The organism is Kineothrix sp. IPX-CK, assembly GCF_039134705.1.
GTDB classification, from domain to species: domain Bacteria; phylum Bacillota; class Clostridia; order Lachnospirales; family Lachnospiraceae; genus Kineothrix; species Kineothrix sedimenti.
The window spans coordinates 30,456-43,612 of the sequence record NZ_CP146256.1 but is presented as its reverse complement, the minus strand read 5'-3'; the positions used below and the strand labels follow the sequence as shown (position 1 = coordinate 43,612).

Sequence of the window (13,157 nt, the reverse complement as noted above, 5' to 3'; positions counted from 1 at the left end):
CCAATCCTCATCCTTCCTTTAATAACTGATACCGGCCTCAAGCCTAACTCCGCATACGCTCCCGACCTATCTCTTATTCCTTTTTTTATACTCATCCAGCCTCTTCTCATATATCCTACTCTCGTACCTCGTCTTCACTATCATCACTGCCGTACTGACCCCAAAGCATGTTCCAAAGGACACTATAAATCCAATCCATCCCTGCCATGAGTACGCTGGAAACCATCCGAAATAAATGATGAAAACAACCATAAGCACTGTAATACAAATTAACATGAATACAGTCCGTATCAAATAGGACAGATTTCCAAAAAAGCTTTCCTTATAAAAAATTTTCTCTACCGCAGAAATACAAATAGAGGATAATAGGAATTCAAGCAGGGTCCGGTAGGCGATTCCCTGATTTCCTAACCTAAACAACGTTGAAAATTCGATTTTTTCACCTATCCACAGGCCTAATCCCGTCATCACTAAAGTGGTAACTCCAAATATAATAAAGGTCTGCGAAATAAAGCCCAGCCTGTTTATAATATTTTTTTCTTCCATCGCTTCTTTCTCCTTTCCTTATGGCTCTTAACCGACTATATCCAGTTTTTTCTTTATAGTTACTGCATATTGTCTGGATACCATCAGCTTCTCTTCGTTGTTCATCGTTACCAGTATACGGCCATTAAAATCCGATTTAAGGGCCTTTATCTCATTGAAATTAATTAATACGGACTTACCCGCACGAAAGAAGCCCACTGCTTCTAACTGTTCCTCCAGCTCATACAATTTCAGTGGGGTCTCATATACTTCATTATCTGTATATAAAAAGGTCTTTTTATCCACCGTATCAATATAGAGAATCTTTGCCGCCTCGAGTATATACGTCTGTCCGCCCTTTATTCCGGTCAGTTTCTTGTCATATACGTGCAGCAAAGTTATGATCTTCATGATTTCCTCATCCATCTTTTTACAATTGATAATGACCTCCGTGTCCTCTTGTCCGGACACTTCGTTTATCCGTATTTTCAATGAATACCTCCTGCTGTTTAAGTATCGATACTTGTTTCTATAAATACTATATGAAGTTTATAAATGTATTTCAATCATATTTTTCTATGTTGCCCTAATCCGGTACTAAGTTGTCGTATATAAATTCTACAATGTCTGCTGTCATTTAACTTTTTCTTTTACAGGAAATTTATATAAAATGAAAATGTAAAATTTGCTTGACATTATATGTAAAGCAAACTACACTATAAATGTAAAGCATACTATACCAAAGGAAGGAAGTGTTTTTTTGAAAAACAGAATCCAAGAACTGAGAAAACTCCGAAAAGTCACTCAGAATGAATTAGCGGATGCTGTAGACGTGACGAGACAGACTATAATTTCACTGGAAAGCGGCAAATACAATGCATCTTTGGTTCTTGCCCATAAAATTGCGCAATATTTTAATATATCTATTGAAGAAATGTTTATTTTTGACAAGGAGGACGAAAACTTATGATATGTCTATTCAGTACTTTTGAAAGAAATGTAAAAACAAATGAAGAATATGCAAAAATCGTACAAAAAAAAATCCGTATTTTTTATGGGGTCATTGCCGTCGGTGTCATCACAGCAGCCATTGCATTATGCAATGAGCTCTTTTGGTATATCGGCGGGAACTCATGGCTCGATGGTGTATATACCGGTGTTGGCTTCGGCCTTATCTGCGTAAGCATCATGAAAATAATAAAATTTAAAAGGGTACTCAAAAGTGACACTCTTTTAAAAGGAGAACGCCTGAAGGTACAGGATGAACGCAATCAAATAATCGCAGCAAGAGCAATGCAGTCGGCCTCTATCGTCCTTTTTATCCTATCCTACGCCGCGCTGCTCATTGCAGGATTTTTCAGCCGCACCATCTTTTATTGCTTCTGGTGGGTCGTTATTGTTTACTGTTTCTCTTATATCATTTTCAGGAAATATTACAGTAATAAAATATAATAATCAGGCTGAAATGAGCAGTTCTTTCCGCCTCCGAAAGGAAAATAAAAATGAAAAAATTTCTTCAGTACACTGGATGTCTCCTGCCCCTTATTGCAGGCCTTGCCGCACAGCTCGCAGCCGGAACGGCTTTCAGCATATTCTTATCCGCACAGATAAGTGCACAAATGCCTGGTGCCTCTTTGCAGGAGATCCAGTCGGAGGCTATAACACGCTATATGGAAGCGGCCCCATTCCTGATTTTAATCTCCCATATCGTGACTATTTTTATGGCTGCCCTTTGGTTTTATTACGTATCAGGCAGAAAGCTGCCTGAAAATCCCTTAAAGGGCTTTTCCCTCTTTACCGTTCCCGTTATGCTTCTATGTATGATAGGGCTGCAATATACCTGCTCGGGCATACTCATGGTAATCTCTCATCTTTCGCCCGATTTGCTCACCGGATATATACAGCTTTTAGAAGCCAGCGGGCTGGAAAGTTTATCGCCGGTTACGTTAATCGCTACCCTGTTCTTTGCGCCTATAGGAGAAGAGCTTCTCTTTCGCGGGCTGACCCTGCATTTTACAAAAAGGATCACCTCCCGGTTCTGGATTGCCAATCTCCTTCAGGCAGTATGTTTCGGCATCTTCCACGCGAATCTTGTGCAGGGAATCTATGCCATGATTATGGGGTTGGTATTCGGTTATGTTCGGGAGAAATATCAATCTTTGTATGCTTCCATTTTGCTCCATGCTTTAGTTAACTTCTGTGGTACCATTATTTCAGGGCTTCTGCTTCCCGATCTGGAACCTGGACTTGGAATGTCCTTTGCTATCCTGTGCGTCGCAGCTCTTGTACTGGCTGCCGGACTTAAGCTTGTGGAAAAAGACACGGGGAAAAATTAACAAAAACCTATTTTACATCCTTTTAATCGATTCAGAAGCCAGCTTGGATCTTTCACATTCGCTGGGTAAAAGGGTAATCTGATAACAAAGCTTACTGCCTTTCATACGCTCGGCAGCATAGCTTAACCCATTTGTTCTCTCGTCTAGAAAAGCGGTATCGATTTGGTTTGGATCTCCCAGCAAAATTACTTTTGTTCCCTTTCCGGCTCTGGTTATAATACCTGTTATCTGTTTAGGTGTCATATTTTGCGCTTCATCTATGATTAAATATGTATTTACAAAGGAACGTCCTCTTATGAAATTCATGGCTTCCGTCGCAATAATTCCCCTGTCAAAAATTTCCTCAATTTTTCCTTTCAGCTCTTTTTCATTCTTATATCGTTCTTCTTCATTTGAATCAAGTAATTGTTCTAAGTTATCTATGATCGGTCTCATAAGAGGAGATATCTTTTCCTGTTCGCTGCCCGGCAGAAAACCTATGTCTGCATCAAATTGAGCATTAGGTCTTGTCACTAAGATTTTCCGGTAGTCGACCTGTGAAGAATTAAGCATCTTTTCCAATCCTACAGCCAAGGAATAAAAGGTCTTTGAAGTGCCTGCCATTCCTTTTACTATGACGAGCGGAACCTTATCCGCATCCTCCATTAATGCCTCTTGCAAAAAGTATTGTCCGGCATTTCTGGGCGATATCCCGTAGGGCTTGCTTTTCCTGTAAACAAGAGGGATGATTTTTTCTCCGTCATATCTTCCGAGCTGTGTCTTATTATTAGATTGATCCGCACGTAATGTCACAAATTCATTTACAGTCAGCTTGACAGATTGCTTATCCCCGCTTTCATTTATCTGATATATATCTGATAAGGAGATTCCCCTTTTCTTAAAATCTTTAAATATTTCTTCCGGTACAAATACTTCCCGCCGTCCAAGATATGTTGCTTCCTCGTCGGGTACTTGCTCCGTAGTAAAATCTTCTGCTTTTATGCCAATTATTTGTGCTTTCATCCGGAGTAAAATATCTTTGGTCACCAAAACAACCTGTTCCGAATGCTCTTGCAGTCCCTTACATACTTTTAGAATACGATTATCCATTGTATTCTCCGGTAAAGTTTCAGGAAGCGGTACATCTATGCAATTGGTTTCAACGCGGAGCGTTCCTCCACTTTTTAGCTTTACCCCTTTTAACAAATCTCCCTCAATACGAAGTCTCTCCAGATACCGTATAGCTTCTCTTGCATTAGCTCCTTTTTCTCCGTCAGCCTTTTTTAAGCCATCCAACTCCTCCAATACAACGAGAGGAAGCACCAAATGATTTTCCTCAAAGCATTCTAATGCATAGGGCGCCTGAATTAAAACATTCGTATCGATAAGATAGGTTTTTGTCATATAAGCAACTCTCCTTTTTAGTTTTCAATTTTCGAATTACACTTTTAGTTTCTCTCATCTTTATATTTATATCTATCTTTTTTATGTAAAATGTATGTCAAATTACAGGTATTACTTAACTGACCAGCTTTTTACATAACACTTTAATAAATTGATATACTAAAAAAGGTTCCGGCACGTTTATCAACCTGCCCGAACCTTTCCTTTTCTTATAAGATGCCTGGTCCATCAAAAAGATCTCTCAGCGCTGCGTCGTCGTCCTCCGCAAGGGAATTGACGATACGGTCCATTTCTCTTTTTGATTTTACCTTCCTGCTTTTTGCAATTGCCTGTTCCTTTTCCGCCTCGGTCATTTTAGCAAATCTGTCCATTGCACTTTGATTCATGGCAAGAGACAGTCCGAAACCTATGGGAAGCTGTTGATTATCCATAATTTCGCCCCTTTCAAATACTTTCTGATGTTTTCCATGAACCGACAGTTCATAATGAGTTAAAGCACTCAATGAGTAAAAAACACTCATGGTTAGTATTTGAAAACAAAGGCTTAATCAATCATCCTCTTTCTTCCATGGATGTTATTTTTCGGAAATTTTATTTTTATACATAGCCTCATGCTCCCTTTTCAGCTCTTCGAAAAGCTGCAAGGCGTTCCAAAAGCGGTTTGTTGGCGTAAGCACCGCTTTGCAGTTTACCCTCGGCACCTTATTTTTACGGAAGCCGGCTAACACCTTGTCAATTTGCTCCCCCGACAGTCCGGCAAATACCATCATCTCACCATCAAGCTCCATTCCCTCATACCTCTTTTCCGAGACTTTAACTTCCTCGTCTCCCGCATAATAGCCGATGGGATTTAGGTATTCTTCCTTTGGAACCTCCTTTATCGAGAGGCGCTGTACCAGCAATATCTTTTTTACCTGCTCCCTGTAAAGCTTATCTTGGAAATTATATAATAAAACCGTTGCTTTCATAGCCTTCGCCTCCTGCTGTCTTAAATAATATAAAGCGGATAAGAATCTGATTCATATACCATAAATAAACTTTTCTATCTTTTTTTCTTCTATATTAGGATTCAATGTGTATAAATGGTTTTCTATTTCACCATACGCATTCTTTGGAGTAAGTCCGGCTGCTTTCTCTATTGTCTCCCTGCCAAAATATTCCTCCGTCGTACAAAACACAGTAGATGACCATCCATATTCCTGTCCCTCGAAAGATATTTTTCTCGCCCTGCCGCATACTGTAATGAACATTCCCATTTGCAGCTCGATAATTGCACGGTCAAACTTGGACTTGTCTTCTTTTTTCACATCACCTGTTTTTTTAATGGCATGAAGAGGAATCGCGCCTCTATCGGAGACGATTTTATATATCTTTTTTGCATAGGCGCTTATTTTGCCTTCCTTGTAAATTTCCTCAAAGCTTCTTCCCTGCCTTCTCGCCGTATAAAAGTAAGGATACCATTCCTTCGTGAGGTATCCGCTCTTTTTAAAAAACAGCTTTCCATATGCAATGTCATCGAATTCATCCAATACCCGGATTCTCCACTCCCATGGATCGGTATCGGGCTTTTCCGTATGCCATTCAATCTCCTCTCCGAACAGACTGCATAGGGAAAAAATTCCTTCATCATTTTCTCCTCCCATACTCATTCCCGCAATTCGAAGGGCATCAACAAAATCTTCATAGCGGTGTATAGAAGGTATTTTACTTATTTTTTCCATGGATCAGACTCCTTATTAAAATCAAAAACTCAACCAAAAGAAAAAGAGTTCCTCATTTGGCAGAATTAAGTTACCACACTAAAACTCAACCAGAGGGAACCCCTTATATTTTAAATGCATTTCATCTTGAAACCAACAGCATATCCTTTTCTAAACATTACCTATTTATTTTTTACTACTTGCAATCTTGCGTTAGCGCGGACTAGCTTGATTTTAGCTAGTTGCAAACTATGATCGTCTTCTTTGCTGGATGAAATAATACTTTCTGCTCTGGATTTCGCTTTGTTTGCACGATCATAATCGATGTTCTCAGCCCATTCAAATGTTGTAGCAGCCAGAAGGACCAAATCCTTAGAAACACTCAAAAATCCGCCTATGCTTGCAGCTCGGCGAGGTTTATCTAAACTTTCTACATAAACTCGGCATTCACCTGCTCCGATTGCTGTTACAAATGGGATATGGCCTGCACGTATTGATATATCTCCGTCTATAGTACGCAGAGAAACCTGCTTGGCATTGCCATCAAAAAACATTCCATCCAAAGATACGATTTGAAGATGAATACTGTTCATGGCTTATTCCTTTCTTGCTTTTTCAATCGCTTCTTCGATCGAACCTACAAATAAGAAAGCTGATTCGGGTAGGTTATCATGTTTACCTTCAATAATTTCTTTAAAACCACGAATCGTTTCTTTTAGCGGTACATATTTTCCTTGCATACCTGTAAACTGTTCAGCAACAGAAAAAGGCTGACTTAAGAAACGCTGTATCTTTCTCGCTCTGGAAACGATTAGCTTATCTGCTTCACTCAGCTCATCCATACCCATGATTGCTATGATATCCTGTAATTCCTTATATCTTTGCAGAATACTTTGAACTTTACGTGCTGTTTCATAGTGTTCTTTTCCAACAACATCGGGACTAAGAATACGGCTTGTGGAATCAAGAGGATCAACTGCCGGATATATCCCCAATGAAGAAATGTTTCTGCTTAATACTGTTGTTGCATCGAGATGAGCAAAAGTTGTAGCCGGGGCCGGATCCGTAAGATCATCTGCCGGAACATATACCGCCTGTACAGATGTAATCGATCCACGTTTCGTGGAGGTAATCCTCTCCTGCAATGCCCCCATTTCCGTTGCAAGTGTAGGCTGGTATCCTACTGCAGACGGCATACGTCCCAGCAGCGCAGATACCTCGCTGCCTGCTTGTGTGAACCGGAAAATATTGTCAATAAACAGCAGTACATCCTGACCTTCGTGATCACGAAAATATTCCGCCATGGTAAGTCCTGATAACGCAACACGCATACGTGCACCCGGCGGCTCATTCATCTGGCCATAGACTAGTGCTGTCTTATTCAAAACACCGGATTCCTTCATTTCATTGTATAAATCATTGCCTTCACGTGTTCTCTCACCTACTCCTGCAAATACAGAAAGTCCGCCGTGTTCCTTCGCAATGTTGTTAATAAGTTCCATAATTAAAACGGTCTTACCAACACCTGCTCCGCCGAATAGTCCTATTTTTCCACCCTTAGCGTATGGACATATAAGGTCAACCACTTTAATTCCTGTTTCAAAAATCTCTGTAGTTGATTCTTGTTCCTCATAAGCAGGCGCCGGTCTGTGAATAGGCCAACGTTCTTCACTTTCCGGATTTGATTCGTTATCTACCGCCTCTCCAAGCAAATTAAATATCCTGCCTAATGTTTCTTTGCCTACGGGCACACTGATAGGCTCCCCTGTATCAATTGCTTCAATTCCTCTCGGCAATCCATCCGTACTGCTCATAGCGATACATCTTACCACATTATCCCCTATATGCTGTGCCACTTCTAAAACAATCTTTTTCTCATTGTATTTAATTTCAATGGCATTCAAAAGATCGGGAAGGTAGCCGTCATCAAATTTTATATCTAATACAGGACCGATAACCTGTGTAACGATACCTATGTTCTTATCCATATTTTACATTCCTTTCCATTAACCGCAATTACAATCCACTTCCTGCAACAATTTCTGTCAATTCCTGAGTAATTGAGCTTTGACGGGCTCTGTTATATTTACGGCTTAAATCTTCAAGCATATCCTCAGCATTCTTTGTAGCCGATTCCATTGCTGTACGGCGTGCCCCGAATTCACTTGCCATACTTTCACACACAGCTCCCCACAACATACCAGCAACATAACTGGGAACAATTGCATTAAAAACTGCGTTACTGCTCGGTTCAAACAGAATAAATTCCTTTTTTGAGGGTATCTCATCTCTACAGATGTCATTATCAAGAGGAAGCAGTTTCATGATTGCCGGTTCTTGGCTCAGAGTAGAATAAAAGTTCGTATATACAACATAAAGTTCATCAAATTCTTGTCTTAAATAGCATTCCGTAAGTAAATTGCCGATTTCATGGCAACTTCCAACATTAATATTTTCTATACGTGAGAATTCTTCCGTCACTATATCATGGCCCAGGAAATTGTAGTATTCTGTAGTACGTTTTCCTATGGGAAGGATATTTACTGTTTTATTTCCAATCTGCTCTTGAGCAAAACGAAATACATTACTATTATATCCGCCGGCAAGCCCCCTGTCTCCGGCAATAACAACAAAGCAGCTTTTCTTAACCGTCCGTGTAGTTAAATACTCAGAATTAGTATCCAAATTCCTAACGATAATATCACACATCGCAGAATAGGCCGCGGAATGAAAAATACGACTTTTCTCTATGCGTTCTTTCGCCTTTGTCAATTTTGAGGTGGCGACTAATTCCATAGCTTTTGTTATCTGCTTTGTACTTTTTATACTTTTAATCCTTAGATTTAAATCTTTCTTTGAAGACTCAGCCATTGCGCCAGCCTCCCTTCATTCTAGATTAGTGGGCTTTTATAAACTTCTCTGTGAACTTTTCTAATGCCTCTTCAAGTCTTACTTTATTTGCACCATCCAGACCTTCTCCGCCTCGAATCGCAGTAAGCAAATCATCATAATAAGAAGTCAGTTCAAAAAATAGTTCCTTTTCATATTCTTTTATATCGCTGATTTTTACATCATTTAAATAATTGTTAACTACTGCATAGATAATGGCTACCTGTAATTCAACCAGTATCGGCGAGTTCCTATCTTGCTTCAATACTTCAACAATTCTTTCACCTTGCGCAAGACGTGCTTTCGTATCTTTATCAAGGTCAGATCCAAACTGCGCAAAACTCTGAAGTTCTCTATATTGAGAATATAAAAGCTTAAGCGTTCCCGATACCTGCTTCATTGCTTTAATCTGAGCGGAACCACCTACACGGCTTACAGATATTCCCGGATTTACAGCCGGCATAATTCCCGCATTGAAAAGCTCACTTTCAAGAAAAATCTGTCCATCCGTAATTGATATAACATTAGTCGGAATGTAGGCAGAGACATCGCCTTCCTGTGTTTCAATGATAGGTAAAGCAGTAAGTGAACCGCCGCCGCAGTCAGGCGTAAGACATGCCGCACGTTCTAGAAGTCTGCTGTGCAAATAGAAAACATCACCAGGATAAGCCTCTCTTCCCGGCGGACGCCTAATCAATAATGACAATGTTCTATAAGCCACCGCATGCTTTGACAAATCATCATATATAATTAATACATCCATTCCTTTTGACATAAAATACTCGCCCATAGTGCACCCTGAATATGGCGCGATATATTGTAAGGGAGCAAAATCACTGGCTGTTGAACTGACTATAATCGTATATTCCATTGCTCCTGCGCGTGTTAATGTTTCTTGTATTTGCGAAACTGTAGAATTCTTTTGGCCGATTGCAACATAAATACAAATGACATTCTTGCCCTTTTGATTAATAATGGTATCAATTGCTATAACAGTTTTACCTGTTTGCCTGTCACCAATAATCAACTCACGCTGACCTCTGCCTATAGGTATCATACTATCAATGGCTTTAATTCCAGTTTGAAGTGGCACATTAACTGATTTTCTATCAATAATTCCTGGCGCCTGGGCTTCAATTGGCCTCGTCTCAGTCGCCTGTATCGGCCCTTTGGCATCAAGAGGCTGTCCAAGAGCATTAACAACACGGCCTATTAAAGCTTCACCAACAGGCACAGATACGACCGTTCCCGTGCGTTTTACTATGGATCCCTCTTTTATTCCTGAGTCGTTTCCCAAAAGAACGATTGAAACAAAATTTTCTTCAAGATTGAGCGCCATCCCATAAAGCCCATTTGAAAATTCAATCAGCTCATTAGATACGCAATTATCCAAGCCATACGCCTTCGCGATACCATCACCTACGGTTATTATAGTTCCCGTTTCATACTGTTCCGTTTTATTTTCATAATTTTTTATTTGGGCCTTTATCAGACTGCTAATTTCTTCGATATTCATTAATCAGACCTCCGCTTGTAAATAGTCTGTATTCTTTATTTCATACTGCAATTTCTTAAATCTATTTCTTACGCTTGCATCAATCATATGTCCACGATATTCCAAAAGAATACCACCAATACAAGTTTCGTCAACTTTATTTTGTAAAACGATAGCTTGATTCATTAATTTTTCCAATTTACTTATAATATGCTGCTTTTGGTTTTCATTTAATTCCACTGCACTAATTACCGTAACAGGTAAAATATTTTTTTCTTGATAATATTTATTTTCATACTCCTTAAATACAAGTGGAATTAGCGAAACATCTCTACTTCCCGTAAATATTTTTAATAAGTAAAGAAGATACGGTTGTATTCTATTAACAAATACATCCTCTATTACCTGGATGCGCTCAGAAGTAGAAATCCTTGGATTGGACAAAAGTTTCATAAAATCATGGTTACTTTCAAATATCAATGCAATTTCTGCGAATTCTTTTTCTATTTCTTCTTCAAGTCCTTCTTCCGCTGCCAGGTCATATAATGCGTATCCGTATTCCTTCGATTTATTCATACGCGTTCACCCAATTCTTCAATTGCAGAATCGATCAGATTTTCATGAATATCCGCATTTATTTCTTTTTCTACCACTTGTTGCGCCAAATCAATAACCATTTCGATAACATTGTCTTTCATTTCGCTTACGGCTTTTTTCTTCGTGAGAGCGATATCAGATTCTGCTTTTCGTTTACGATTCTCTGCTTCGACAGTTGCTTCTTTTATAATTTCTTCACCGCGATAATTGGCTCGTTCTGTTGCAGATTTAATCATTAAGTCAGTTTCAGCTTTTGCCTTCTTCATCTTCTCTTCATACAAATCCTTGTTCTCTTTTGCCTCTGTACGCAAATTTTCTGCTTCGGAGTAAATATTATCTACTTCATCAGCTCTTTTCTTTAAGATGTCATTTACAGGTTTGAACAAGAATTTTTTGACAATCAGAAAAAGAATCAATAAATTTCCCATAGCCATGATGGTCTGCCAAGTATTTATAGATAAAAATTCTAATGTTTCAGGCATTCTCTATTCCTCTTTTCTCAAAACAAGTTATTACAGCTTGCCAATAAACATACCTGGTGCAACGAAAATAAGTAACATGCTTACAATCAATCCATACAGACCTGTTGTCTCTGCAACAGCGCAACCCATTAACATAGTAGTTGTAACATCACCCTTGCATTCCGGCTGACGTCCGATGGCTTCGCAAGCCTTTCCTACCGCGTAGCCCTCACCGATACCAGGACCAACACCTGCTATCATTGATATTCCGGCGCCAATAGCGCATCCCATTAATACTAAAGCTCTTTCCATGAATGATTACCTCCATTGATATAATATTATTTTATTATTCTTTACTTGCTGCAGTCGATACATAGATAATCGTTAATATGCAGAATATAAAAGCCTGTAAAACACTGCTAAATAAATCAAAGTAAATTGATAATATAGCAGGAAGTCCCAGTTGCAATAATGGAATACCAGCTAACGCCCCGGGCAGCCATTGGAATACTATGCCACTAAGCCATGCGAGCGCTGCATACAACAGCGTTGATATTACAACCCCGGCTGAAGCATTGCCAAACAAACGGAATGCCATGGATATTGGTGTTGAAAACTCTCCTATAATATTAAAAGGGGTCAAAATCGCAAAAGGCTCTGTGAGTCCTTTTAAATATCCTTTCACACCATTTGTCTTGATTTTATAATACATAATCAGGAAGAAAACAATCAGGGCCCAGCCGACAGTCGTATTAAGATCGGAGGTCGGCGGATAGAGCCCCAGAAGACTGCTTAAACTGCAAAACGCCGCAAGCGAAAATAATGCTGCTATAAAAGGGGCAAAAGCCTTAAATCTCTCACCCATATTATCTTGCACGAATTTATTTGCGATATTGACCAGATATTCTGCTACTACTTGTTTTTTCCCTGCCGGCTTAATTTGCAGATTACTTGTGAGCCATCTGCACAACAAGGCAATTACGATCATCACCAGCCACATGTTTACTTGTGTTTCCGTAATTACTATTCCTAAAGGCAGCCTGAGCAGTATTTTTGCTCCAGTTATTTCTACATTCATGAAATATCACCTTCCTTTAAATGCTGTTCTTTTCTAAAAAATCCAAAGAATAGTATTATTAACCTTGGATAAACTACAGCAAGCAAAATCGGCAACCAGTGAAAAATTTGAAAATTCACCGCAATGTACATACCCGCACCAAGTAATAATACAAGCCCTAATTGACGCATGGAATACGAAAATTGCATTTTCTTTTTTGCCATATTTTCATCTTCCAGCTTTGTCACGCTTTGAACCGTTATTCCCATTAAGAAGAAGTTAAGAAGGGCTATGGCACCTCCATATATTGAACCTAAAAGTACTGCCAAACTATACGCTTTAAAAATCAAGAAAACAATTTGAGTAATGGCACTACATACTAATATACCTAACCCCATATTTATTGTTTCCTTTTTCACAACCTTGTCAACTTTCATGTGGTAATTTCCTTTTATAGTACACAACAATTAGCTTATTAATCGTTTCCTTACAGTCTTCCAGCAAAATTTTGTCACTTCGAACTCTTTACATCCTTTCGACATATAACTAAAGCTTTTAGATATACTTGTCCTGTTAATCTGAGAAAAAACAATACCAATTACGTCATGAAGTAACGGAATCAGCAGTATGTTAATACACTACTGCACTGATAAAGAATATTCTAGATATTTTTTGACAGCCGAACCATTAAAACAACCTTTATAAATTTGATTA

Annotated in this window: 18 protein-coding genes; 3 read left to right on the top strand and 15 right to left on the bottom strand. The window is 39.1% G+C overall.

Features of this window, described 5'->3' with window-relative positions; all coding sequences use genetic code 11:
• Positions 1 to 66: 66 nt before the first annotated feature.
• Both V6984_RS00220 and V6984_RS00215 read right to left on the bottom strand, forming a co-directional pair.
• Complete coding sequence (locus V6984_RS00220) at positions 67 to 546, bottom strand: hypothetical protein (protein ID WP_342757827.1); 480 nt, start codon at positions 544 to 546, stop codon at positions 67 to 69.
• A 27-nt stretch (positions 547 to 573) separates the two neighbouring features.
• Positions 574 to 1,017 (bottom strand): LytTR family DNA-binding domain-containing protein, encoded by a 444-nt coding sequence (locus tag V6984_RS00215; protein WP_342757826.1) that lies wholly within the window; start codon positions 1,015 to 1,017, stop codon positions 574 to 576.
• Positions 1,018 to 1,285: 268 nt separating this feature from the next.
• Between V6984_RS00215 and V6984_RS00210 the strand changes: the two genes are divergently transcribed.
• The 3 genes from V6984_RS00210 to V6984_RS00200 are packed head-to-tail and all read left to right on the top strand — an operon-like array spanning position 1,286 to position 2,861.
• Positions 1,286 to 1,495: a helix-turn-helix transcriptional regulator gene (locus tag V6984_RS00210; RefSeq protein ID WP_342757825.1), complete on the top strand. Its 210-nt coding sequence runs from the start codon at positions 1,286 to 1,288 to the stop codon at positions 1,493 to 1,495.
• Entirely contained in the window at positions 1,492 to 1,977 is a 486-nt protein-coding gene (locus tag V6984_RS00205) for a hypothetical protein (RefSeq protein ID WP_342757824.1), read from the top strand. Before V6984_RS00210 ends, V6984_RS00205 begins: the two co-directional genes overlap by 4 nt.
• A gap of 50 nt (positions 1,978 to 2,027) precedes the next feature.
• Positions 2,028 to 2,861: a CPBP family intramembrane glutamic endopeptidase gene (locus V6984_RS00200; protein WP_342757823.1), complete on the top strand. Its 834-nt coding sequence runs from the start codon at positions 2,028 to 2,030 to the stop codon at positions 2,859 to 2,861.
• Positions 2,862 to 2,873: 12 nt separating this feature from the next.
• Here the strand turns inward: V6984_RS00200 and V6984_RS00195 are convergent, their stop codons facing one another.
• The 13 genes from V6984_RS00195 to V6984_RS00135 form a co-directional block, all read right to left on the bottom strand.
• A complete protein-coding gene (locus V6984_RS00195; RefSeq protein WP_342757822.1) occupies positions 2,874 to 4,244 on the bottom strand; it encodes a PhoH family protein in 1,371 nt (456 codons plus the stop codon).
• A 209-nt stretch (positions 4,245 to 4,453) separates the two neighbouring features.
• Positions 4,454 to 4,675 (bottom strand): hypothetical protein, encoded by a 222-nt coding sequence (locus tag V6984_RS00190; RefSeq protein ID WP_342757821.1) that lies wholly within the window; start codon positions 4,673 to 4,675, stop codon positions 4,454 to 4,456.
• A gap of 144 nt (positions 4,676 to 4,819) precedes the next feature.
• Positions 4,820 to 5,212, bottom strand: coding sequence for a DUF3783 domain-containing protein (locus V6984_RS00185; protein ID WP_342757820.1), 393 nt, complete (start codon positions 5,210 to 5,212; stop codon positions 4,820 to 4,822).
• Positions 5,213 to 5,263: 51 nt separating this feature from the next.
• Positions 5,264 to 5,965 carry an AlkZ-related protein gene (locus tag V6984_RS00180; protein ID WP_342757819.1) on the bottom strand — a complete coding sequence of 234 codons (702 nt, stop codon included), beginning with the start codon at positions 5,963 to 5,965 and terminating at the stop codon, positions 5,264 to 5,266.
• Between the two features lie 161 nt (positions 5,966 to 6,126).
• The gene (atpC, locus tag V6984_RS00175) at positions 6,127 to 6,537 is read right to left on the bottom strand and encodes an ATP synthase F1 subunit epsilon (RefSeq protein ID WP_342757818.1); all 411 of its coding nucleotides are present in this window, start codon (positions 6,535 to 6,537) and stop codon (positions 6,127 to 6,129) included.
• Between the two features lie 3 nt (positions 6,538 to 6,540).
• The gene (atpD, locus tag V6984_RS00170; protein WP_342757817.1) at positions 6,541 to 7,932 is read right to left on the bottom strand and encodes a F0F1 ATP synthase subunit beta; all 1,392 of its coding nucleotides are present in this window, start codon (positions 7,930 to 7,932) and stop codon (positions 6,541 to 6,543) included.
• A gap of 28 nt (positions 7,933 to 7,960) precedes the next feature.
• Positions 7,961 to 8,815 (bottom strand): ATP synthase F1 subunit gamma, encoded by an 855-nt coding sequence (gene atpG, locus V6984_RS00165; protein ID WP_342757816.1) that lies wholly within the window; start codon positions 8,813 to 8,815, stop codon positions 7,961 to 7,963.
• 25 nt (positions 8,816 to 8,840) lie between these two features.
• Positions 8,841 to 10,349 (bottom strand): F0F1 ATP synthase subunit alpha, encoded by a 1,509-nt coding sequence (gene atpA, locus V6984_RS00160; protein ID WP_342757815.1) that lies wholly within the window; start codon positions 10,347 to 10,349, stop codon positions 8,841 to 8,843.
• Positions 10,350 to 10,352: 3 nt separating this feature from the next.
• Positions 10,353 to 10,904 carry an ATP synthase F1 subunit delta gene (atpH, locus tag V6984_RS00155; RefSeq protein WP_342757814.1) on the bottom strand — a complete coding sequence of 184 codons (552 nt, stop codon included), beginning with the start codon at positions 10,902 to 10,904 and terminating at the stop codon, positions 10,353 to 10,355.
• Positions 10,901 to 11,407 carry a F0F1 ATP synthase subunit B gene (gene atpF / locus V6984_RS00150; RefSeq protein WP_342757813.1) on the bottom strand — a complete coding sequence of 169 codons (507 nt, stop codon included), beginning with the start codon at positions 11,405 to 11,407 and terminating at the stop codon, positions 10,901 to 10,903. The genes atpH and atpF overlap by 4 nt, the downstream gene beginning before the upstream one ends.
• A 30-nt stretch (positions 11,408 to 11,437) precedes the next feature.
• Positions 11,438 to 11,698 (bottom strand): ATP synthase F0 subunit C, encoded by a 261-nt coding sequence (gene atpE / locus V6984_RS00145; RefSeq protein WP_342757812.1) that lies wholly within the window; start codon positions 11,696 to 11,698, stop codon positions 11,438 to 11,440.
• 34 nt (positions 11,699 to 11,732) lie between these two features.
• A complete protein-coding gene (locus tag V6984_RS00140) occupies positions 11,733 to 12,464 on the bottom strand; it encodes a FoF1 ATP synthase subunit a (RefSeq protein WP_342757811.1) in 732 nt (243 codons plus the stop codon).
• A complete protein-coding gene (locus tag V6984_RS00135; RefSeq protein ID WP_342757810.1) occupies positions 12,461 to 12,880 on the bottom strand; it encodes an ATP synthase subunit I in 420 nt (139 codons plus the stop codon). Before V6984_RS00135 ends, V6984_RS00140 begins: the two co-directional genes overlap by 4 nt.
• Positions 12,881 to 13,157 lie beyond the last annotated feature (277 nt).

Bases quoted from the DNA above. Each gene is read 5' to 3' on its own strand.
- V6984_RS00220 (WP_342757827.1), bottom strand. From the start codon at position 546: ATGGAAGAAAAAAATATTATAAACAGGCTGGGCTTTATTTCGCAGACC.
- V6984_RS00205 (WP_342757824.1), top strand. From the start codon at position 1,492: ATGATATGTCTATTCAGTACTTTTGAAAGAAATGTAAAAACAAATGAA.
- V6984_RS00200 (WP_342757823.1), top strand. From the start codon at position 2,028: ATGAAAAAATTTCTTCAGTACACTGGATGTCTCCTGCCCCTTATTGCA.
- V6984_RS00195 (WP_342757822.1), bottom strand. From the start codon at position 4,244: ATGACAAAAACCTATCTTATCGATACGAATGTTTTAATTCAGGCGCCC.
- V6984_RS00190 (WP_342757821.1), bottom strand. From the start codon at position 4,675: ATGGATAATCAACAGCTTCCCATAGGTTTCGGACTGTCTCTTGCCATG.
- V6984_RS00185 (WP_342757820.1), bottom strand. From the start codon at position 5,212: ATGAAAGCAACGGTTTTATTATATAATTTCCAAGATAAGCTTTACAGG.
- V6984_RS00180 (WP_342757819.1), bottom strand. From the start codon at position 5,965: ATGGAAAAAATAAGTAAAATACCTTCTATACACCGCTATGAAGATTTT.
- atpC (WP_342757818.1), bottom strand. From the start codon at position 6,537: ATGAACAGTATTCATCTTCAAATCGTATCTTTGGATGGAATGTTTTTT.
- atpD (WP_342757817.1), bottom strand. From the start codon at position 7,932: ATGGATAAGAACATAGGTATCGTTACACAGGTTATCGGTCCTGTATTA.
- atpG (WP_342757816.1), bottom strand. From the start codon at position 8,815: ATGGCTGAGTCTTCAAAGAAAGATTTAAATCTAAGGATTAAAAGTATA.
- atpA (WP_342757815.1), bottom strand. From the start codon at position 10,349: ATGAATATCGAAGAAATTAGCAGTCTGATAAAGGCCCAAATAAAAAAT.
- atpH (WP_342757814.1), bottom strand. From the start codon at position 10,904: ATGAATAAATCGAAGGAATACGGATACGCATTATATGACCTGGCAGCG.
- atpF (WP_342757813.1), bottom strand. From the start codon at position 11,407: ATGCCTGAAACATTAGAATTTTTATCTATAAATACTTGGCAGACCATC.
- atpE (WP_342757812.1), bottom strand. From the start codon at position 11,698: ATGGAAAGAGCTTTAGTATTAATGGGATGCGCTATTGGCGCCGGAATA.
- V6984_RS00140 (WP_342757811.1), bottom strand. From the start codon at position 12,464: ATGAATGTAGAAATAACTGGAGCAAAAATACTGCTCAGGCTGCCTTTA.
- V6984_RS00135 (WP_342757810.1), bottom strand. From the start codon at position 12,880: ATGAAAGTTGACAAGGTTGTGAAAAAGGAAACAATAAATATGGGGTTA.